This window comes from Streptomyces sp. NBC_01077, assembly GCF_045162855.1.
GTDB lineage: Bacteria > Actinomycetota > Actinomycetes > Streptomycetales > Streptomycetaceae > Streptomyces.
Map to the genome: position 1 here is coordinate 1001431 of NZ_CP108669.1, position 20955 is coordinate 1022385.

Here is a 20955-nt window from a genome sequence, read left to right on the forward strand (position 1 = left end):
GCCGGGTCGACCGGGGTTCGACAAGATGAACTGGCGGTCGACCGCGATCCAGTGAAAGTCTGGCAGCTCGGAGACGAGACCGAGTGAGAATCCGCCGGCTGCACTGCGACAGGACAGCGCGGACCCCGCAGCGGCCATCGCTCCTGGCCGCAGTGGCTACAGATGTCCTGCCCAGGTGACAGTTGTCGCTCTCCGACACATCCCGGCGTGTGACCGAGCGCGATGGATGGCCTCCTCACCAAGGCAGCCTCGGCCCCTGACCCGGTCTCACGGTCGCCGGGAGGTCACGGGTGCAGTCGCATGGCCGCTCGTAGGCGAACTACGCACTGCACGGCCGATGTCCGAGGCGCGTCGTACTCTTCCCCGAGTTTCGACTGCCTTGGGAGATTCGCGTGTCCGCTCGTGCTTGGCTCCGTGCCACCGTCCCCGCTCTCGTGCCCTCGTCACAGGCCGGTCCGCCGGAGATCACGGGGCTGCCCGGGCGCAGGATGCTCGTCCAGCGGAGTGACGACGAGATCGTGGCCCAGCCCCTGGACGACGCCTTCGTCGCACGCGCTGGGGCGGGCGTCCGCTTCCCCGCGCCTTGGCCCCGTCGTCACGGAACGTGGGAAGTGGCGCCGGACGCGAGTCTGGCCGTCTTCGCCGGGGTCCATGCCGTGCGCGCGGTGGAGCCGTCGGGTGCGACGCGCTGGGAGGTCCGCCACGGATGCTGGTACGGCGCATGCCGGGAGATGCACGAGTCGTACGACGAGTACGCGGACCGGCAGGACCACCGGTACCCCGAGAGCGGCTCAGTCGGATTCTCGGCAGACGGCAGGCTCGTCTGGGCGCACGTACGCGGCCCGTTGTCCGAGGGCGAGTTGAACCCGGACACGGCCGACGAGTGGCTGGTCATCGACGCCGAGGACGGTCGCGTGCTCGCGCGGGCCGACGCCGAAGCCGCAGCGGCCGGCAGCTTTCACCTTCCCCACCCGACCGATCCTGATCAGATGGGGCTGAGCATCGGCGAAGGACAGGACGGCGCACCCCTGCGATGGGGCCGGTGGGACGGGAAAGAACTGACCGTGGACTGCCTGGACGGCGACCTGTGCCTACTGGGCCTCAGCCCCTCGGGCGACCGGCTCATGACCGTCTCCCACGACCAGGACTCCCTCGCCGTACGAGACTCTCGCGGCACCGTCGTCGAGGCGCTGGACTGGAACGCCGAAGCAGCAATTCCCCGGCACCCTGGCGCTCCCACCGATCCCGACACCGATGAGGACAACCTGTACGTCTGTTGGGACTGGGCCGGCGGCTTTCTCGACGAGACGACCCTTGTCGCCTCGACTGCCGAGAGCGACGAGGAATGGGGGCAGGGCCGGCACTGGCTGGTCGACACCACGGGAACGCACGGTTTCACGCCGATCGACTACCCCTCGCCGGTCTCCTGCGAGCCGACCGCGCTGGGAAGCGGTGTCTGGTCGACACTCTCCGAGACCCATGACGTCCTCCACGTCTGGGGTCTCCACGGGCTGGAAGGCTGATCTCGGCAGGACTCTCACGTGACGGCTGCGGGCCGGCGATGCTGATCACCGATACCTCGGCACCGTCATTCGTGGCGGGCGAGCTTCACCGCCGAGACCGGCAGGATCAAAGCGGGAAACGTACGACATCGACGACGCCTGCGAGCACGAGCACGCCGCTGCGCGATAGTGCCCGTGCAGCCGAGGCGGCTGTGACCAGCGACAGCCGGTGCAAACCTTGTCCAGCACCCCGTCCAACGCCCGTCGCGGGTTGTGCCCCGCGAACCGCACGGGGATCAGCGGTGACACCGCACCATTAGCCTTGGCTCCAGCGGCAGTGAGCCGTCCCGGACCTGGTCGTCGCACCGGTCACGCAGGCCGGCGCCCGGGAACGCCCGGTCCACCTGCCCGGTGGCACCGCCTGGATCGACGCAGCCACCGGGAGCCTGCACGCCGGGGGACAGGAGCTGCCGGCCCCCGCCCCCCCTGTCCCGAATCCCCGTCTACGTGCGCCTCACTCCGGAGCCGGACCCGTGTCACATCGTCAGCGCTGCAGTGTCAGCAGGCCCGGCCGGTAGGGCCACTGGCCGTAGTCGCCACCGGAGTCGGGGTCGCGTCCCTGGTAGAGGAACTGCAGGCTGCAGGGATCGACGGTGAAGGTCTGATCGGCACTGGCGCGGATCAGTTCGCCATGGCTGATGTCGTTGGTCCAGGTGGCGCCGCTGTTGGCCTTGCCGGCGAACGGGTTGCTCTCGGTCGCGGCCTGGGGCGTCCATGATCCGTTCAGACTCGTGGCCGTGAACGAGCGGAAGTAACGGCCCTGCGAGCCGATCGCCTCGACGAGCATGAGGTAGCGGTTCTGGCCCTGGAGCTTGTAGACCTGCGGGGCTTCGAACAGGTTGTTCGTCGTGTCGCTCATGATCGTTGTGTAGGTCGAGCCGAAACTGCCCGGGAAGTTCCCGATCGGCATGCTGGCCCGGTAGATCTTGCCGTTGTCACCGGCGAAGAACAGGTACATGTTCGTGCCGTCGGCGATGAGCGTCTGGTCGATGGGTCCCGTCCCGGAGTCGGTGATGCTTCCGGAGAAGAGCTCCTGCTCCGCCGACCAGCCGTTCGGGTTGCTGGGGTCGCTCGACGTCCGGTAGGAGAAGGCGGTCCTGCCCCACTGGTAGGCGAGCACCCAGATGTTCTTCGGCGCGAAGTAGAAGAGCGTGGGCGCGACGACCGAACTCGACATCGTGTTCTGGCCGGCCGATGCCATCTCCGACCAGTTTCCGAACAGGCCGAAGTTCATCGAACCCCAGCCCGCTCCCGTTCCCGCGGCGCCGTGCGTCGTCGCATAGACGAGATGCCGGCCGTTGTAGGGGGCGACGGTGAAGTCCTTCAGCGAGGCCCAGCCCGACTTGGGCTGCGCCAGCGCGCCCGTCGACGACCATCGGTACGTCGACGGAAGAGCGCACTGGCCCGGGGTGCCGGCACCGAGCATGACGAGCTGCCACTGCTGGTTGCTGCCGCCCCAGTCGTCGTACTGGACGATGTTCGCGTTGTCGGCGGTGGAGGCGCCCTGCACTTCGAGGGCCTTGTTGCTGTGGCGCGCGATGAACCTCACGTGGCCGTCCGAGCTCTCGGCCAGCCGCCACTGCTGGTTGGTGCCGTTCGCGTCGGCCCACTGGACGATCGCGGCACCGTTGGCGGCGGACCCGCCCTGGACGTCCAGCACCTTGCCGGAGTGGCGGGACTTGATGCGGTAGTAGCCGCCGCCGGAGTCGACGAACTGCCACTGCTGCTGGCTCTGATCGTTCCTGGTCCACTGGGTGATGCGGGCGCCGTCGCTGGTCTCCAGGTTGTAGACGTCCAGGGCCTTGCCGCTGTTGCGGTTGACCAGCACGTACGAGGCGTTGGTGTCGATGGTCGTCGCCGCGCCGGCGGGCTGGGCACTGAAGAAGGTGGCCAGGAGCAGCAGGGGCGCGAGGACGGCGAGCAGGCGTTTCGGGTGGTACGGGGACGGATGGCGGGACCGCATCAGAAGAGCTCCTTCGGGGGGTGGGGGTGAGGTGACTCCGACGAACCGCACAGCGGCCGCGTCAGGTGCTCGGGGACGGGATAGGTGTGAAGGCGGCCGCACATGCCGAAGAGTCGGCCCTCCGGGCGCGCGAGTCGCGACACTGCGCCGTGGTCGAGGTGAGAGAGATCTCCGGCCTTCAGCCGTTCCAGCTGACGGCCGGTCTCGACGGCCGCGGCCAGTGGGCCGTCACGCCAGCGGATCCGCCAGTCGTCAAGGAGCTCACTTTTCAGGCGGTGGGCCGCGCTGTGGAACTCCGTGAGCCCGCCTTCGCGCAGGGCCAGGAAACCCTCGATTGCCAGGTCGCGGCGGTGGCGCGCCGCCGCGGCCCGGTCGCCGGTCAGGGCGGCCGCCGCCCGGTAGGCGTGGGGATCGGCCAGCACGGGAGCGGGGAAGGTGAAGACGGCGTCACCCGCCTCGGGGAGTCCGCTGTTCTGCATGAGCACCACGAGGCGCAGACCGCCGGCGTTGACGAGGCGGTGGATCGTGCCGGGAGTGAACCAGACGACGTCGCCGGGGTGCAGCGGGGTATCGGCGAAGCCTGAGGTGGTGAGGGTCTGGACGCTGCCCGCGCCGCCGATGACGACGTAGGCCTCGGAGCAGACGAGGTGCATGTGGGGTGTGCCGCCGCACAGTCCGTCGGCGGCCTCCCAGTCGTACACGGTCACCCCGGAGATCCCCACGCCGCCGGGGAGCGGGCTCACCACGGGTGTTCCGCGAGGTGGCGGGACAGGTGCCCGAAGGTCCACGCACCGTCGGCCACGACGATCCGGTAGCGGCGCGACAGGGTTTCGCCCGGGGCCAGCGGCAGTTCCTTGTCGAACGCCAGGGACGGGTTGACGGCGGGGATGGGCTCACTGCGGACGAACCAGTGGCAGGGGGCGTCCGGATCGTCCAGGAACAGGAGCGTGGAGGAGCGGTCGACTTCGTCGTGCGTGCCGACGAAGGCCAGCCAGTCGCCCTGTTCGCCCATCGCGGGGCCGATCACGTCGCCGCCGGTGAAGTCGCGCGGACCCCGCCAGAACAGCCCGGAGTATCCGGCGAGCTCCCTGCCCTGAGTGCCGGGGCTTCCGAACGTCAGCTCGGTGTCGTGGACGTTGGTCAGCGCGGTGGTGACCTCCAGGGTCCAGGAATCAGTCTCGACGTCACGGGCGGTCAGCGTGCGGCGCTCGTCGATCCAGTGCTCCCCCGCCATCGTGTGCCAGGCCAGGTCCTCGGTGATGACGGCCCGGCCGTGGCCCGTTTCGGCTGATACGGCGAGGCTGCGCATCGTGCCGAGGTTCGGCAGGTCCACATAGCCCCGGCCGCGCAGGTAGGTGCCGCCGCCCCAGAAGTTCTGCCCCGACACCCACGACGCCGTGATCTGGAGGCCCTTGTGCCAGCGGTGGTCGTGCGGCCGGTATCCGGTGACGACGTCCCCGGCGAGCGTGCGCACCGGATGCAGGTAGGGCTTCGGCGCCTCGAAGGGGTCCATGACCGGCCGGTGCACGTACCGGAAGAGGTCGACGCCGCGCGTTCGGACGCTCAACGAGTCCTTGTTCTCGAGGAGTTCGAAGTTCTCGAGCGGTTCGAAGGTCATCGGAACACCTCCGGGAGCCCTCCGTTGAGCGAGCCGTAGAACGGGTCGGCCGCGGTGATCTCCCCGCGCCGGACCGGCAGGCCGGTGATCGCGGCCTTGTACAAGGCGGTGACCAGTTCCATGGTGGGCCTGCCGAGGTCGGGCCGGGTCCCCGCCTCGTAGCCGTCCAGGAAGTCCGCGAGCTGAGCGGTGTGCGAGCTGGGCAGGTCGTCCGGCGGCTCCCACTTCGCGCTGGACGACCTGGCGGTGAACGTCCAGTCCGCGTTGGAGTAGCCGTACAGATGGCGCAGCTCGACCGTGGCCTCGGTGAGATCGAACCGCAGGTAGCTCTCCTCGCGTGGGGAGAGGACGCTGTTGACGACCGTCGCGATGGCTCCGCTCTCGAACCGGACCAGGGCCGTGGACACGTCCTCGGTCTGCACGTCGCGCTCCAGGCGGCCGGCCATCGCGCGTACCTCGGCCCATTCGCCGAGCACCGCGAGCATCAGGTCCATCTGGTGGATGCCGTGGCCCAGCGTCGGGCCACCGCCCTCGCTCTGCCAGGTGCCGCGCCACGGCACGTCGTAGTAGGCGTCGTCGCGGTACCACGCCGTGACGCACTGCGCGACCAGCGGACGGCCCAGCGTCCCGGCCGCGATCCGGTCGCGCAGATACCGGGCCCCCGTGCCGTACCTGTGCTGGAACACCGCGCCCGCGACGGCGGGCCCCTCGGCGGCATGGATCCGGTCGAGCTCGGCAAGCGACAGGGCCACCGGCTTCTCACACCACACCCACGACCCCGACTCCAGGCAGGCCACGGCCTGTTCGGCGTGCAGGAACGGCGGCGTGCACAGGTGCACGAGGTCCGGCCTTTGCTCGTCGAGCATGGTGTGCAGGTCGGTGTAGACCGCGGGAATGCCGTGTTCGGCCGCGAACGCCTCGGCGCGCGCGGCGTCCACGTCTACGGCGGCCACGATCACGGCCCGGTGTGCCTGGGCCCGGAGGGCGGGAACGTGGCAGATGCCCGCGATCCCGCCGGTTCCGACGATCGCCGTTCTGATCATCCGCCCAGCACCTCCTTGATCGAGTGGTAGGCGGGCTTGGGCCGCAGGTTCTCGTCGTAGGGCAGCGCGGCGCCCTCACCGGGGAAGACGGAGGGGATCCACGAGTACTTGTCCGTGTAGTCCCAGATGGTGATGCCGACGCACTTCTCCACCGTCAGGCAGGCCTTGACGTAGTCCGCGTACCAGGTGGCCTGGGTGGTGAGCTGCTCCGGGGTCGCGGGGAGGTTCATCCGGATGTCGAGCTCGGTGACCGCGACCTCGACCCCGAGGTCGGCGAAGCGCTGCATGTTCTGCTGGACGTCGGTGGGGAAGCCGTACTGGAGCGCCAGATGGCCCTGGATGCCGAAGCCCTCCACCGGGACGCCATCGGCCTTCAACTGCTTGATCAGGGTGTAATAGGCGTCGCTCTTGGGGCCGATCCCGTCGACGTTGTAGTCGTTGAGGTACAGCTTGGCGTGCCGGTCGGCCTCGTGGGCCCAGCGCAGGGCGTCGGCGATGTAGCCGGGGCCCAGCACCTTGTAGAAGAGCGACTCGCGGTAGGTGCCGTCCTCGTTGAAGGCCTCGTTGACGACGTCCCAGTGGATCACCTGGCCCTTGAAGTGCCGGACTTCCGTCTGGATGTGGTTCTTGAGGATGGCCCGCAGCTCGGCGGCGCTCCAGGTGCCCTCTGTGAGCCAGGCGGGGAGCTGGTTGTGCCAGACGAGGGTGTGGCCGCGGACCTTCTGGTGGTGGGCCTTGGCGAAGGCCACGACCTCGTCGGCGGCGGTGAAGTCGAAGACGCCGCGCTCGGGTTCGGTGGCGTACCACTTCATGGCGTTGCCGGGGGTGGTCTGCCCGAATTCGCTGCCGAGGAGCTTCAGATAGGCGGCGTCGGTGAACTCGGGGTTGTCGGTGGCGGAGCCGAAGTACTTGTGGTGCTTCTTGGCCAGTTCGCCGAGCGTCCTGGGGCGGGGCTCGGCCGCCGCCGGCGCGGCGGCGAGGCCGGCCGCGAGGCAGACGGCGGCGGACAGGGCGATGAGATTCCGGGACATGAACATGACGGACTCCTCGGTTCCTTGGCGGTTCAGTCGAGGACGATCGTGGTGAGCGCGCGCGGGGCGAGCTTCGCCGTGAGGGTCGTGCCGCGCATGGAGACGATGTCGGCCGGGGTGATCGAGCGGGTCTCGTCGGTGACGTAGCCGTCGGGGTGCCGGTCATGACCGCCGCGAAGGGAGAACTCGGCGGACTTTTCGGTGGTCGCGGTGTTGAGGATCTCGATCGCGCGGCTGCCGTCGGTGTTGCGGAAGGCCGTGACCTGCAATGCCGGGTCGGCGTTCGTGACCGGCACGCGGACGGCATCGGGGCGGATGAACCGGCTGAAGGCGGCCAGTGCCCAGTACCGCTTGGACACCCGGTAGTCGTCACCGGGGTTGGCGAGCTGAATGAGCCCTCGGGTCGCGCCGAGGGACGCGCCGGTCCAGTAGACATAGGCGTTGGCGTTGCCGACGGTCAGGGTGTTCTGGATGTCGGCCGCGACGGTGAGACCGTCGTAGCCGCTGCCGTCGTCCCAGCTCTCGTTCCAGGTGGTGCCGTCCGGCGACCATTCCGACATCCACACGTGCTTGTCGGTCGGCTGCGGGACCGTGGTCGGACCGCTGTAGCGGTGGCCGGTGATGGTCCCCGCGGCCTTGTCGGCCGCGGGGTCCGCCTCGATGGCCTCGGTGAAGGCGACCTGTCGGTCCCAGCCCGCGGCGTCGCAGCAGACCACCCCGGTCTTCAATCCGGACGCGTGTACGGTCGGCCCGAGCACCTTGAGGAAGTCGACGGCCTGCTGCGGGGTGAAGCGCATCGAGGCGTAAGTCGCCGTCCAGTCGGGTTCGTTGGTGAACCCCAGGTCGGTGATCCCGATGCCTTCCTGTTGGTAGAACTTCGCGTACTGGACGAGGTAGTTCGCGTAGGCCTGACGCCATTCGGGCAGGAGCTCGCCGCCGTCGTTCTCGCTGCCGTTGGTCTTCATGAAGGCCGGCGCGCTCCAGGCGTCGGCGAAGAACCGTTCGACGCCGTACGCCTTGGCCTCCTTGGCGAGCCAGACCTGGCCGCCGTCCCAGCCGTCCCAGACGTACTTCGGGAGGGCGTCCGGGCCGCCGGGATCGGCCGGCAGGATCGTCGGCATGTGGTCGTAGACCCTGTCGGTCGACGACCCGATGCCCAGGCGCAGGATCGACAGGCCCGCGCCCTTGTCCCTGCTGAGCAGCAGGTCGAGCACCTCGCGCTGCTTGGCAGGGCTGAGGCCGCGCGCGCCGTGCAGCAGGTCGGCCCGCTGGAAGGCCATCGAGAAGCCGAATCCGTCGATGGGCTGGAGTTCGGCATGGAAGTCGATGGCAGGTCGCGCGGGGTCGGCGGCGGGTCGCGCGGGATCGGCCGCGGCCTGCGATGTGAGCGCTAACAACAGAACGGCTGTCAGTGTGGTCAGGCGTTTCACGAGGTCTCCTCAGGGGGGAGGTCACGCGGGACGGGTCAGCCCTTGGTGGCGCCCGCGGTGAGGCCGCTGATCAGCTGGCGCTCGGCGACGGCGTAGAAGGCGAGGGCGGGGATCATGGCGAGCACGATGTAGGCGAGGACGAGCGCGTAGTCGGTCGAGTACTGGCCCTGGAACTGCTGGACGCCGACCGGGATCGTCTGCCATTTCGGGTCGTTGAACACCAGCAGCGGCAGGAAGAAGTTGTTCCAGCTCGCGACGATCGCCAGCACCGAGACCGTGCCGAGCGCCGGACGCGCCATCGGAAGCAGGATCTTCCAGAAGAAGCGGAACTTGCCGCAGCCGTCCATGATGGCCGCCTCCTCCACCTCCGCCGGGATGGTCCGGAAGAAGCCGCGCAGAATGATGATCGTCATGGGGAGCCCGAAGGCGGCCTGCGGGAGGATCACTCCGAGCGGGTTGTCGAGCAGGTCAAAGCTGCGCAGGAGCAGGAACAGCGGCAGGACGGCCACCGCGAACGGGAACATCAGCCCGATCGTGAAGAGCATGTAGAAAAGCTCCCTGCCCCGAAAGGCGTAGCGGGCCAGCGCGAACGCCGCCATGGCGGAGGCCGCCACCGTGCAGAATGTCGTGCCGATCGCGATGCCGGCGCTGTTGGCGATCTGCCGCCAGAACATTCCGTCGCCGAGAATGCCGGTGTAGTTGCCGGTCTTCCAGTGGTCCGGCAGCCCGAACGGATTGGTCGTCAGCTCGCCGGTGCTCTTGAACCCGGAGACCACCGCGTAGATCAGCGGTACGACGACGAACGCGCCGATCAGCCAGACCACGGCGTGCAGCGACAGGCCGCGTGCCGCCCTGCGGGCGTTCATCGGCCACCTCCCGTGGTGACGGCCCCGCTCAGGTCACGGCGGAGCACGTAACGCTGGTAGAAGAGGGAGAAGACCAGACTGATCATGAACAGCACCACGCTGATCGCGCTGGCGTAGCCGACCTGGTAGCGCTTGAACCCGAACTGGAACATCGAGATCGCCATCGTCTCGGAGGAGTGGTTGGGACCGCCCGCGGTCATGACCCAGACGAGGTCGAAGAGCTGGATGGCCCCGATGACCGAGAGGAAGACGCTGATCCGGATCGTCGGGCCGAGCAGCGGCAGCGTCACGTACCGGAAGCGCTGCCAGGCGCCGGCGCCGTCGATGGAGGCGGCGTCGAGGATCTCGCGCGGGATGCTCTGCAGCCCGGCGAGGAAGAGCATCATGTGGAAGCCGAAGTACTTCCAGGTCATGACCACGAACAGGGTCGGCATGACGGTCGAGGGATCGGCTAGCCACTTCCCCTGCAGCCCCTCCAGGCCGAGGGCCCCGGCGAGATGGTCGGCCATGCCGTCGCCGGGAAGGAAGATCATGGTGAAGAGGACCGCCGTGACCACCTCGGACAGGATGTACGGCGCGAAGAACAGCATGCGGTAGACGGCCCGGCCGCGCAGCTTCTGGTTGAGCAGGACCGCAGTGAACAGAGCGAACGGCAACTGCACCGTGATCGACAGGACGATCAGGCACAGCCCGCGCCCCATGTCTCCGAGGAAGACCTCATCGGCGAAGAGCCTGGTGTAGTTCTCGAAGCCGACGAAGTCGTCCATGGGGCCGATCCCGCCCCACTTGAAGAAGCTGGTGTGGACGGCGACGACGATCGGGGCGAGGACGAAGACGAGGAAGAGGACCATAGCCGGGACGAGGAACCAGGCGATCGACGCCCAACTGCCCAGCCCGCGCAGGAGCGACCGGGCCGGGGCGGACGGACGCACCGGTACGGCGTCCTCCGTCCGCTGATCGGCCGGGTCTCGGGTCGGGCCCTCGGCCGATCCCTCGGCCAGATCCTTGGCCGGGCCCTTGGCCGGGCCCTTGGCCGGGCCCTTGGCCGGGCCCTTGGTCGGGGTAGCCACGGAGTCAGGCACCCTTCGCAGCCTCGGTGATCGACCGGGTGACCTGCTCGGGCGTCTTCTTGCCCGCGATGAGGTCGGCGACGCTGTCGTTGACCTCCTGGCCGACCGCCGGCGGGTAGGCCTGGTCGAGGAAGAGCTGGAAGCCCGTCGCCTTGACCAGGCTTTCGGCCACCACCTTCTTGTTGGCGTCGGTGAGCTGGCGCTCCGCGCCCTTGACCACCGGCAGGTAGCCGTTGGAGGCCAGCAGCTTGGACTCGTTCTCCAGAACGAGGAACTTCAGGAAGTCCAGCGCCTCCTTCGGGGCGCCCTTGCGCAGCGCGAAGCCGCCGCCGCCGCCGAACACCTCGGTGGCCTTGCCGACTCCGCCGTCGACCGTCGGGAAGGGGAAGAAGCCCAGGTCCGCTCCGAGATCGGCGCCCGCGTCCTGCTGCACCGACGGTGCCCACTGCCCCATCAGCTCCATGGCGGCCTTGCCGTTGCCCATGGTTGCGGCCTGGCCGCCCGGGGTGGCGTACCCGGCGCCGAGGAAGGCCTCCTGGAACGGCTGGAGGTCGACCAGCTCCTTGAGGTGGGTACCGGCCTGGACGAAGCCGGCGCCGGTGAAGTCCTTGGTGCTCGCAGCCTGTTGCAGCGCGGGAAGGCCCGCGACGCGCATCGCGAGGTAGGCCCAGTAGTAGTGGCCCGGCCACTTCTCCTTGCCCGCGAGGGCGATCGGAGTGACGCCCGCCGTCTTGAGCTTCTTGACGACGTCGAGGAACTCGGCCCAGGTGGCCGGCGGCGCGGTGATCCCGGCCTTGGCGAAGAGCTTCTTGTTGTACCAGAAGCCGACCATGCCGATGTCGTAGGGCACCCCGTAGGTCCGGCCCCCGGTCCGATAGGCCTGCAGCGACACCGGGGTGAGGTCGGACGACCAGCCGAACGCGTCGGTGAGGTCCTCGACAAGACCCGCGTCGACCTGCTGCTGCAGCACGCCGCCGCCCCAGGTCTGGAAGACGTCGGGGAGCTTGCCGGACGAGGTGGTGGCGGTCAGCTTGGACTTGAACGCCTCGTTCTCCAACGAGGTCGTCTCGATCCTGATCTTCGGGTGAGCGGCCATGAACGCCGAGGCGATCTGCGGGAAGAGGGACTTGCCCGGTTCCGTCGTGGCGATGTTCCACCACGCGAAGGTCACCTTGCCGTCAGCCGCCGGCTTGCCGCCGGAGTCGTCACCGCCGCAGGCCGCGGTCAGCGAGACGGACAGTGCGGTCAGGCCCGAGAGCGCCAGGAAACTTCGTCGGCTCGGGGGGATGCTGGCCATGGGACCTCCGGGGTGGGAATGCTCGATTCGAGCCCGAAAACTTTTCGTAATACTCTCGAATTCTGTGCTGCCACAAACTAGGAACGCGAGGCTTCCCGGTCAAGGCCTCTCACCGATTTACCTAGAAACAGCGGTACTTCTGCTTGACAGGCAGGTCACGACGACCGGAAACTCTTCGAAAAGTTTGCGGTACTTGTCGCCGACCCCAGGCGCCCGCGCAGAGGAGAGAAGTTGAGCGAGCAGCGTCCGACCCTGGCCGTCATCGCCGCGGAGGCAGGGGTCTCCCAGGCCACCGTGTCCAAGGTGATCAACGGCCGATCCGATGTCGCACCGTCGACGCGCGAACGGATCGAGACCCTGCTGCGATCCCACAACTACCTCCAGCCCGGCCGGCAGGGCAGGGCCCGCAGATCGGGCCTGGTCGACTTGATCATCGGCGGTCTGGACAGCGCGTGGGCGGTGGAGATACTGCGCGGCGTCGAGGCCGAATGCGCCCAGCGGAGCGTCGGCACCGTCGTGTCGCTCGTCCCGCCGGGCGAGGCCACGCCGTCGAGCTGGGCCGCACTGCCGGTCCTGCACCACAGCGACGGCGTCATCCTCGTCACCTCCTCGGTCACCCAGGCCCAGCGCGCCCAGGTCGAACGGGCCGGGGTGGCGCTGGTCGTCATCGACCCGATCGACCTGCCGGGCAACGGTGTGCCGAGCATCGGCGCGACCAACTGGGCGGGCGGCCTCGCCGCCACCGAGCACCTGCTGGAGATGGGGCACCGCCGGATCGCCGCGATCGGCGGGCGCAAGGAGATGCTCTGCAGCCAGGCCCGCATCGACGGGTACCGGGCCGCGCTTGAGCGGGCCGGGATCGAGGTGGACCGCAACCTGATCCGGTTCGGCGACTTTCAGCACGAGGGCGGGTTCCGACGTGCCCGCGAACTGCTGGCCCTCCCCGAACCGCCGACCGCCATTTTCGCCGGTAGCGACCAGCAGGCGATGGGCGTCTACGAAGCCGCCCGGCAGGCCGGGCTGAGCATCCCGCAGGACCTCAGCGTGGTCGGCTTCGACGACCTGCCGATGTGCGAATGGCTGTCACCTCCGCTGACGACGGTGCGTCAGCCGCTGGAGGAGATGGGCCGACTCGCCGCCCGCACACTGTTCCAGCTTCTGGAGAACCAGCCCCTGGTCAGCCCGCGGATGGAGCTCTCGACCGAGCTCAAGGTCCGTGTCTCCACCGCCCCGCCTCGCCACTAGGAGAACCCCTTGACCGAGCCCTGGCGTGACCCCCTCCTGCCCGCGGCCGTGCGAGTCGCCGATCTGCTGGGACGGATGACGCTGGAGGAGAAGGCGGGGCAACTCGCCGGCTTCTGGGCGCTGCCCTCGAATCCGGGAGCGCCTGTCGCGCCGATGGAGGACGATTCCGGCGAGTCCGCGCCCGGCCTCGACGACATCGTCGCCCACGGGCTCGGCCAGCTCACCCGGGTGTACGGCACCGCGCCGATCACCACGGAAGCCGGGATGGAGCGACTCGCCTCGCTCCAGCGGCAGGTGACCGGATCCGGCCGGTTCGGAATCCCGGCGGTCGCTCACGAGGAGTGCCTGACCGGGTTCATGACGTTCGGGGCGACGGTCTTCCCCGGGCCGCTCGCCTGGGGTGCGTCCTTCGATCCCGGGCTCGTACGGCAGATGGCCGCCGCCATCGGCGCGGGGATGCGGCGGGTCGGCGTCCACCAAGGACTGGCTCCGGTGCTCGACGTGGTCCGCGACTACCGGTGGGGCAGGACCGAGGAGTGCATCGGCGAGGATCCCTATCTCGTCGGAGCGATCGGCACCGCCTATGTCCAGGGCTTGGAAGGCGCCGGGATCGTGGCGACGCTGAAGCACTTCGCCGGGTACTCGGCCTCGCGCGGCGGCCGGAACATGGCCCCCGTGGCCTCGGGGCCGCGCGAATTCGCCGACGTGCTGGTCGAGCCGTTCGTACGGGCACTGCGCGAGGGGGGCGCCCGGTCGGTGATGAACAGTTACACCGACGTGGACGGCGTCCCCGTGGCCGCCGACCCACGGCTGCTGACCGAACTGCTCAGAGGTGAGCTCGGTTTCACCGGTGTGGTCGTCGCCGACTACTACGCCGTCTCCTTCCTGGAGACCCGGCACGGCGTCACCGGATCGCGCGGCGCGGCCGGCGCACTGGCGCTGACCGCCGGAATCGACGTCGAGCTGCCCACGGCCCGCTGCTACGGCGAGCCGCTGACCGAGCTCGTACGGGCAGGAGCCGTACCGGAGGAGCTCGTCGACCGGGCCGCGGAGCGGGTCCTGCTGCAGAAGGCCGAGCTCGGCCTGCTCGACCCCGACTGGGAACCCGTCAAGCCCGAGCCGGTCGAACTCGACCCGCCGGAGAACCGGGCACTGGCCAGGCTCCTGGCCGAACGGTCCACCGTGCTGCTCGCCAACGACGGCACCCTGCCGCTGCGGCCGTGCCGGGTCGCGATCAGCGGGCCGTACGCCGACGACCCGCAGTCCTTCCTCGGCTGCTACTCCTTCCCCAACCACGTCGCGCTCCCCGGCGACCTCGGGCTTGAGATCCCGACGCTCGGCGAGGCGCTCACCGCCGCCGGGTTCACGGTCACCGCGGAGGATCCGGACGTGAACGTGCTGGTGCTCGGAGACCGGGCCGGCATGTTCGGCCGGGGCACCTCCGGAGAGGGCTGCGACGCCGAGACCCTCGACCTGCCCGGCGACCAGGCCGCGCTCGCCTCCGCCGTCCTGGACTCCGGGGTGCCGACCGTCCTGGTCCTCGTCTCCGGACGGCCGTACGCGCTCGGCACGTTGGCCGAGCGCGCGTCGGCCGTGGTGCAGGCCTTCTTCCCCGGCGAGGAGGGCGGGACGGCGCTCGCCCGGATCATCAGCGGGGCCGCGGAACCGTCCGGGCGGCTGCCCGTCTCCATCCCCCGCCGGGTCGGCGGCCAGCCCGGCACCTACCTGCACTCCCGGCTCGGCGGGCACACCGACTGGAGCTCGGTGGACCCGACTCCGCTGTTCCCCTTCGGACACGGGCTGAGCTGGACCAGCTTCACCTGCTCGGAGCTCTCGGTGGATCCCGTCGCCGCGACGGACGGAGCCGTCTCGGTCGCGGTCACCGTACGCAATGTCGGCGAGGCGGCCGGGACCGAGGTGGTCCAGCTGTATCTCTCGGACCCCGAGGCATCCGTCGTACGGCCGCAGCGGTGGCTCGCCGGATTCGGCAGGGTCGAGCTGCAGCCGGGCGCGGCCGCCCGGATCACCTTCTCCGTCCATGCCGACCGGACTTCTTTCACCGGGATCGATCTGCGGAGAAGAGTGGAGCCGGGGGAGATCGGCGTGGCGGTCGGACGGTCCAGCGGCGATCTTCCGCTCCAGGGCTCCTTCACTCTGACCGGCCCTGTACGTCACCCGGGGGCCGACCGGGTGCTGTCCGTGCCGGTCGAGATCGTCCCCGTTCCATGACCGCGTCGTTCGGCGATCCCGTGCTGCCGGGGTTCCGGCCCGACCCGTCCGTCTGCCGGGTCGGAGCGGACTACTACCTGGGACGACGGCCGGCCGGTCTTCACCCCCGTCGTCCACACCGGCCTTCGCCGCCCCCTCCACGACCGCTTCGCCACCCTCTCCCCCGACTGGAGCACCCTGCGGACCCCACCCGCGCGGTTCTGGACCACTGGCGACGGGCTACGCCTCCGGCTCCGCCCCGAACGCCTCGGTGAACGCACCACTCCGTCCCTCCTGGCCCGCCCCCAGGAACAGCCCGACTGCGACGTCTCCACCGAACTGCGCTTCACCCCCGCCGCACCGGGCGAACAGGCAGGCTTCGCCGTTGTCCTCGACGACGACACCCACCTCCTCCTCCTTCGCACCACGGAAGGACTCAGCCTCTGCCACGGGCCCGAGGTCCTGGCCCGCGTTCCCGTCCCCCCAGGCCCCATTCGCCTAGGGGGTCGGCATCCGCGGCTTCAGCCACACGTTCGCCCACGCGGCACCTGACGGTGCCTGGCAGGACCTGGCCACCGTGGAAGCCACCTTCCTCACGCCGCTGTTCACCGGCGTCCAGCTCGGCCTCTACGCCACCTCCAACGGCCGCCCCTCCACCAACCAGGCCCACTTCACGAGGTTCGACATCACGTACCCGGCTTCAACGGGGTGACCGCTCCGGGGCGACGGAATTCGACGTCCCGGAGATGCGAGCTGAATTAGGTACTCGTTTATGGCGGGTTCTCTCATCGGGAGCCGCCGTTCAAATCCAGCACCCCTTTGCCGACTCCGGCATCCCCGCCCGGCCCAGGCCCCCGCGATCACCCATCGAAAGACTTTCGGTGACCCCTTGTGCAGCCTCAAGCTGCCACCAGGCCACCCCTGAGGGGAAGATTCCTGAAAGGCTTTCGAAACTGTTGACATGTTTCTGTCGAGTTTCCACACTGAGTCCCGAGGCGGCGTCGCCCCTCTTTCCCGGTGCCATGTGCCGCTGACGCGGATTCATCCCGCCGCGCTCTCATCCTTCCCTGAATTCCTTCCTGGAGGCTCAGTCATGCGCTTAAATGCCATTCCTCCCACCACCGTCCGCCGGAAGATCGGCGGCCTGTGTACGGCCCTGGTCGTCGGCGCCCTCGGTTCGGCCGCCGTGCTGGCGGCGCCGCTGACCTCACACGCCGCCGAGAGCACGCTCGGCGGCGCGGCGGCGCAGAGCGGCCGATACTTCGGGACCGCCATCGCCTCGGGCCGGCTCAACGACTCGACGTACACCACGATCGCGGGCCGCGAGTTCAACTCGGTGACGGCCGAGAACGAGATGAAGATCGACGCCACCGAACCCCAGCAGGGTCGGTTCGACTTCACCGCCGGTGACCGCGTCTACAACTGGGCGGTGCAGAACGGCAAGCAGGTGCGCGGCCACACCCTGGCCTGGCACTCCCAGCAGCCCGGCTGGATGCAGAACCTCAGCGGCAGCGCGCTGCGCCAGGCGATGACCAACCACATCAACGGCGTGATGGGCCACTACAAGGGCAAGATCGCCCAGTGGGACGTCGTGAACGAGGCCTTCGCCGACGGCACCTCGGGAGCCCGGCGCGACTCCAACCTGCAGCGCTCCGGCAACGACTGGATCGAGGTCGCCTTCCGTGCCGCGCGCGCCGCCGACCCGGCCGCCAAGCTCTGCTACAACGACTACAACGTCGAGAACTGGACCTGGGCCAAGACCCAGGCCATGTACGCCATGGTCCGGGACTTCAAGCAGCGCGGCGTGCCGATCGACTGCGTCGGCTTCCAGTCGCACTTCAACAGCGACAGCCCCTACAACAGCAACTTCCGCACCACCCTGCAGAGTTTCGCAGCCCTCGGCGTCGACGTGGCCATCACCGAACTCGACATCCAGGGCGCCTCGGGCACGACCTACGCCAACGTGACCAACGACTGCCTGGCCGTCCCGCGCTGCCTCGGCATCACCGTCTGGGGTGTGCGCGACACCGACTCCTGGCGAGCAGAGCACACGCCACTGCTGTTCAACGGCGACGGGAGCAAGAAGCCCGCCTACACCTCCGTCCTCAACGCGCTCAACGCCGTCTCCCCCACCCCCACTCCGACCCCCTCGCCCGGTTCCGGACAGATCAAGGGCGTCGCTTCGGGCCGCTGCCTGGACGTGCCCGGTTCCAGCACCACCGACGGCACCCAGGTCAACCTGTGGGACTGCAACAACCGCACCAACCAACAGTGGACCTACACCGCCGGAGGTGAGCTCAGGGTCTACGGCGACAAGTGCCTGGACGCCGGCGGCACCGCCAACGGCACCAAGGTCCAGATCTACGGCTGCTGGGGTGGCGACAACCAGAAGTGGCGCCTCAACTCCGACGGATCCATCGTCGGCGTCCAGTCCGGCCTCTGCCTCGACGCCGCCGCCAACGGCACTGCCAACGGCACCCTGATCCAGCTCTACTCCTGCTCGAACGGCAGCAACCAGCGCTGGACCCGCACCTGACGACCTGCCACGGCGAAAGGGTGAACCGATGAAGACCTACGGTGCGGCTTCCCCCGCCCCACCACGAAGGCATCACTGGTGGTCCCGGTTGGCCGCCGTGGTGGCGGCGACGCTCGCGATCGGCATGCTCTCCGCGGTGAAGCCGGCGCCCGCCGAGGCGGCGACGGTGGACAGCAATGCCTGGTACGTCCTGGTCAATCGCCACAGCGGCAAGGCGCTGGACGTCCATGGCGCGTCCACCGCCGACGGCGCGCGGGTCGGTCAGTGGACGCGCAACGACGGAGCCAACCAGCAGTGGCAGTTCGTGGACTCCGGCAGCGGCTTCTACCGGCTCAAGGCCCGGCATTCGGGCAAGGTTCTCGACGTGGCCGGCGCCTCGGCCGCCGACGGTGCCGCGATCGCGCAGTGGGGCGACGGCAACGGGGCCAACCAACAGTTCCGCCTCGCCGACTCCGAGGCAGGCCACGTCCGTCTGATCAACCGCAACAGCGGCAAGGCCGTCGAGCTGCAGGGCGGCTCCACCGCCGACGGCGGCAACGTCGTCCAGTACACCGACTGGGGCGGCGCCAACCAGCAATGGCAGATGATCAAGCTGCCGTCCGGTGGCGGCGGATGCGGCAGCGCCCCGACCCTGGCGAGCGGTACGCACACGATTCAGAGCAGCGGTAAGAGCCGCAGCTTCACCCTCAGGGTTCCCGTCAACTACAACAACGGCCACCCCTACCGGCTGATCTTCGCGTTCCACTGGCGGGGTGGAACCGCCGGCGACGTCGCCTCGGGCGGAACGAGCGGGAACGCCTGGTCCTACTACGGCCAACAGGAGCAGTCGAACGACAGCGCAATCCTCGTCGCCCCCCAGGGCCTCGGCAACGGCTGGGCCAATTCGGGCGGTGAGGACGTCACCTTCGTCGACGACATGATCCGGCGAATCGAAGGCGGCCTCTGCGTCGACCCGGCACAGCGTTTCGCCACGGGTTTCAGCTGGGGCGGCGGTATGAGCTACGCACTCGCATGTGACCGGGCGAACGTGTTCAGGGCTGTCGCGGTCATATCCGGCGGCCAGATCAGCGGGTGCAGCGGCGGCACCCAGCCCATCGCCTACTTCGGAATCCACGGCATCAGCGACTCCGTCCTCACCATCGCGCAAGGACGGTCCCTGCGCGACAGATTCGTCAGCAACAACGGCTGCGCTCCCCAGAGCCCGCGCGAGCCCGCTCCGGGCAGCCGGACGCACATCACCACCACCTACTCGGGCTGCCGCGCCGGGTACCCGGTCCAATGGGCCGCATTCGACGGAGGCCACATACCCGGTCCGGTCGACGGCTCCCCCGACGAGAGCGGCGTCGAGACCTGGACCAAGAAAGAGATCTGGAGGTTCTTCGCACAGTTCCAGTGACACCCCCGCACCATGGAGTGGAGTCAGGATGATCCTGGCTCCACTCCGTCGTCGTCCAGGGCTCTGGCCCCCGCCTCCGCGCTGCCCTCTGCCGAGGCCACCACGGAGCCCGAGCGGAGCAGGAGCGGTGCCAAAGCCCATCCGCGCAGCACAGCCCGTCCCCCGAACAGCCCCGCGTGATCGCGGCGCTTCCCGCAACACACCGCGTTCGCCGTGCTACTCGCCTGCCGCCCGGGTGATGCCGTACGAGCAGCGGCTGCGAGGCACACCGGCCGTTGGAGGTGCGCCTGATTCTGCGGTGATCGAGGCATGTCCAGACCGTGAAACTCCCTGTGTGGGGAGACTGTTGACACCTTCGCGCCGCGCTTCGTACTGTCGCGGGCAGAATTTCGAACGGTATTCGATATATCGAACAACAAAGGCCCGATCACGTGCGTACCACTCGGATTGCCCCCTGCGGGGAACAGACATCATGGCGAAACCTGACGTGTGTCCCGGCCCCCACCGAGGCTGGGCCGGCCGTGGTCGGCAAGATTCGGATGACGAGCCTCCGGTCCGAAGGCCGGAAGCCTCGCACCCCTGGAGGTGTGCACCTGTGAGCCCTCGAAAGCAGGCCGTCGTCCTTCAGGCCCCTGGGGCCTTTCGCCTCGTCGACCACACCCCCAGACCGCCGGGTCCCGGCGAGGCCCAAATACAGGTTCACGCCGTGGGGCTCTGCGGCCGTGACCGTGCCGTCCACTTGGGCGATCACCCCCCGGAGAACGTTCGCTTTCCGATCACCCCGGGCCATGAGTGGTCGGGCACCGTCACCGCCGTAGGAGCGGGGACATCCGCGTCTCTGATCGGCCGCAAGGTGGTGGGCGAGGGACTGCGCAACTGTGAGACATGCGACCGCTGCCGCGAGGGCGAAACCCACCTGTGCAGGGGTGGCTACGAAGAAACGGGGTTCACCCATCCCGGCGCCATGGCCACCACGGTGACACTTCCCGCCCGCCTGTTGCACACCCTCCCGCCGGACGCCGACCTCACGGCCGCCGCACTCCTCGAGCCCGCCGCCTGCGCGGCCGCAGCGGTCCTGAAGGCGCGTCCGCTGCCGGGTTCACGAGTGGCCGTCATCGGAACCGGCGCCGTCGCCCTCCTCGCCGTCCAGCTCCTGGGCACCTCCTCCCCCAGGGAACTTCTGGTACTCGGTTCGAGCCCCGACCATGCGGGACTGTCCCACCGTTTTGGGGCCACCGCCTATGGGACATGGGACCGCGATGCCGGCCCTTCCGACTTCGACGTAGTGATCGATGCCGTGAGCGCGGTCTCGACCGCACGCACCGCCATGTCCCTGTTGCGGCCAGGAGGACGCCTGGTCCTCACCGGCATCCCGGCCCGCGGCGCGGAGAGTCTGGATCCCGTCCACATCATCCAGCGACAGCTGTCGATCGGAACCGTGCTCGGAGCCTCCGCCTCTGCCTGGACCTACGCCGTACGTGCCTTTTCCACCGGGCAACTGACTCCACTGGCGCTCCTCACACACGAGCTGGGCCTCGACGAATTCGCCCGCGCCATGGAAGTCATCGGCAGCAGCGGTCCCGGGGTCGGGAAAGTCCTCCTGCGACCCTAGGTCGTGTCCGGAAGGCCCCGCCTGGCCCGCAGGACAGGACCCACACCCTCTGATCCTCCGAGCGCCAGATGCCTCCAT

The 20955-nt window shown here is 69.0% G+C and carries 18 protein-coding genes; 9 read left to right on the forward strand and 9 right to left on the reverse strand.

Annotated elements, in window-relative coordinates; translation table 11 throughout:
* Window positions 1–392: 392 nt before the first annotated feature.
* Window positions 393–1523, forward strand: coding sequence for a hypothetical protein (locus tag OG462_RS04510; RefSeq protein ID WP_406054647.1), 1131 nt, complete (start codon window positions 393–395; stop codon window positions 1521–1523).
* A 383-nt stretch (window positions 1524–1906) separates the two neighbouring features.
* Window positions 1907–2080: a hypothetical protein gene (locus OG462_RS04515; protein ID WP_406066364.1), complete on the forward strand. Its 174-nt coding sequence runs from the start codon at window positions 1907–1909 to the stop codon at window positions 2078–2080.
* On the opposite strand, the gene OG462_RS04520 is transcribed toward OG462_RS04515, so the two are convergent.
* Genes OG462_RS04520 through OG462_RS04560 form a run of 9 tightly spaced genes read right to left on the reverse strand, consistent with a single transcriptional unit; the run spans window position 2047 to window position 11880 of the window.
* Window positions 2047–3525: a non-reducing end alpha-L-arabinofuranosidase family hydrolase gene (locus tag OG462_RS04520; RefSeq protein WP_406054649.1), complete on the reverse strand. Its 1479-nt coding sequence runs from the start codon at window positions 3523–3525 to the stop codon at window positions 2047–2049. The genes OG462_RS04515 and OG462_RS04520 overlap by 34 nt on opposite strands.
* Entirely contained in the window at window positions 3525–4268 is a 744-nt protein-coding gene (locus tag OG462_RS04525; protein ID WP_406066365.1) for a cupin domain-containing protein, read from the reverse strand. The genes OG462_RS04520 and OG462_RS04525 overlap by 1 nt, the downstream gene beginning before the upstream one ends.
* Window positions 4265–5143, reverse strand: a complete 879-nt coding sequence (locus OG462_RS04530; RefSeq protein WP_406054651.1) for a PmoA family protein — start codon at window positions 5141–5143, stop codon at window positions 4265–4267. The genes OG462_RS04525 and OG462_RS04530 overlap by 4 nt, the downstream gene beginning before the upstream one ends.
* The gene (locus tag OG462_RS04535) at window positions 5140–6186 is read right to left on the reverse strand and encodes a Gfo/Idh/MocA family protein (protein ID WP_406054653.1); all 1047 of its coding nucleotides are present in this window, start codon (window positions 6184–6186) and stop codon (window positions 5140–5142) included. The genes OG462_RS04530 and OG462_RS04535 overlap by 4 nt, the downstream gene beginning before the upstream one ends.
* Window positions 6183–7217: an endo-1,4-beta-xylanase gene (locus OG462_RS04540; RefSeq protein WP_406054655.1), complete on the reverse strand. Its 1035-nt coding sequence runs from the start codon at window positions 7215–7217 to the stop codon at window positions 6183–6185. The genes OG462_RS04535 and OG462_RS04540 overlap by 4 nt, the downstream gene beginning before the upstream one ends.
* Before the next feature lie 32 nt (window positions 7218–7249).
* Window positions 7250–8647 carry a glycoside hydrolase family 30 protein gene (locus OG462_RS04545; RefSeq protein WP_406054657.1) on the reverse strand — a complete coding sequence of 466 codons (1398 nt, stop codon included), beginning with the start codon at window positions 8645–8647 and terminating at the stop codon, window positions 7250–7252.
* A gap of 35 nt (window positions 8648–8682) precedes the next feature.
* Window positions 8683–9513, reverse strand: a complete 831-nt coding sequence (locus tag OG462_RS04550) for a carbohydrate ABC transporter permease (protein WP_406054659.1) — start codon at window positions 9511–9513, stop codon at window positions 8683–8685.
* Window positions 9510–10583 carry a carbohydrate ABC transporter permease gene (locus tag OG462_RS04555; RefSeq protein WP_406054661.1) on the reverse strand — a complete coding sequence of 358 codons (1074 nt, stop codon included), beginning with the start codon at window positions 10581–10583 and terminating at the stop codon, window positions 9510–9512. Before OG462_RS04555 ends, OG462_RS04550 begins: the two co-directional genes overlap by 4 nt.
* A gap of 4 nt (window positions 10584–10587) precedes the next feature.
* A complete protein-coding gene (locus OG462_RS04560; RefSeq protein WP_406054663.1) occupies window positions 10588–11880 on the reverse strand; it encodes an extracellular solute-binding protein in 1293 nt (430 codons plus the stop codon).
* A 231-nt stretch (window positions 11881–12111) separates the two neighbouring features.
* On the opposite strand from OG462_RS04560, the gene OG462_RS04565 reads away from it, so the two are divergent.
* The 7 genes from OG462_RS04565 (at window position 12112) to OG462_RS04595 (ending at window position 20877) form a co-directional block, all read left to right on the forward strand.
* Window positions 12112–13125 (forward strand): LacI family DNA-binding transcriptional regulator, encoded by a 1014-nt coding sequence (locus tag OG462_RS04565; RefSeq protein ID WP_406054665.1) that lies wholly within the window; start codon window positions 12112–12114, stop codon window positions 13123–13125.
* 9 nt (window positions 13126–13134) lie between these two features.
* On the forward strand, window positions 13135–15354 hold the full coding sequence (locus OG462_RS04570; RefSeq protein ID WP_406054667.1) for a glycoside hydrolase family 3 N-terminal domain-containing protein: 2220 nt from the start codon (window positions 13135–13137) through the stop codon (window positions 15352–15354).
* A gap of 177 nt (window positions 15355–15531) precedes the next feature.
* The gene (locus OG462_RS04575; protein WP_406066367.1) at window positions 15532–15885 is read left to right on the forward strand and encodes a hypothetical protein; all 354 of its coding nucleotides are present in this window, start codon (window positions 15532–15534) and stop codon (window positions 15883–15885) included.
* Window positions 15886–15910: 25 nt separating this feature from the next.
* The gene (locus tag OG462_RS04580) at window positions 15911–16045 is read left to right on the forward strand and encodes a hypothetical protein (RefSeq protein ID WP_406054669.1); all 135 of its coding nucleotides are present in this window, start codon (window positions 15911–15913) and stop codon (window positions 16043–16045) included.
* 381 nt (window positions 16046–16426) lie between these two features.
* Entirely contained in the window at window positions 16427–17869 is a 1443-nt protein-coding gene (locus OG462_RS04585; protein WP_406054671.1) for an endo-1,4-beta-xylanase, read from the forward strand.
* A gap of 28 nt (window positions 17870–17897) precedes the next feature.
* Entirely contained in the window at window positions 17898–19265 is a 1368-nt protein-coding gene (locus OG462_RS04590; RefSeq protein WP_406054673.1) for an RICIN domain-containing protein, read from the forward strand.
* Between the two features lie 595 nt (window positions 19266–19860).
* A complete protein-coding gene (locus OG462_RS04595) occupies window positions 19861–20877 on the forward strand; it encodes a zinc-binding dehydrogenase (RefSeq protein WP_406054675.1) in 1017 nt (338 codons plus the stop codon).
* Window positions 20878–20955: the final 78 nt, after the last annotated feature.

Bases quoted from the DNA above. Each gene is read 5' to 3' on its own strand.
- OG462_RS04520 (WP_406054649.1), bottom strand. From the start codon at position 3,525: ATGCGGTCCCGCCATCCGTCCCCGTACCACCCGAAACGCCTGCTCGCC.
- OG462_RS04530 (WP_406054651.1), bottom strand. From the start codon at position 5,143: ATGACCTTCGAACCGCTCGAGAACTTCGAACTCCTCGAGAACAAGGAC.
- OG462_RS04535 (WP_406054653.1), bottom strand. From the start codon at position 6,186: ATGATCAGAACGGCGATCGTCGGAACCGGCGGGATCGCGGGCATCTGC.
- OG462_RS04540 (WP_406054655.1), bottom strand. From the start codon at position 7,217: ATGTCCCGGAATCTCATCGCCCTGTCCGCCGCCGTCTGCCTCGCGGCC.
- OG462_RS04550 (WP_406054659.1), bottom strand. From the start codon at position 9,513: ATGAACGCCCGCAGGGCGGCACGCGGCCTGTCGCTGCACGCCGTGGTC.
- OG462_RS04560 (WP_406054663.1), bottom strand. From the start codon at position 11,880: ATGGCCAGCATCCCCCCGAGCCGACGAAGTTTCCTGGCGCTCTCGGGC.
- OG462_RS04585 (WP_406054671.1), top strand. From the start codon at position 16,427: ATGCGCTTAAATGCCATTCCTCCCACCACCGTCCGCCGGAAGATCGGC.
- OG462_RS04590 (WP_406054673.1), top strand. From the start codon at position 17,898: ATGAAGACCTACGGTGCGGCTTCCCCCGCCCCACCACGAAGGCATCAC.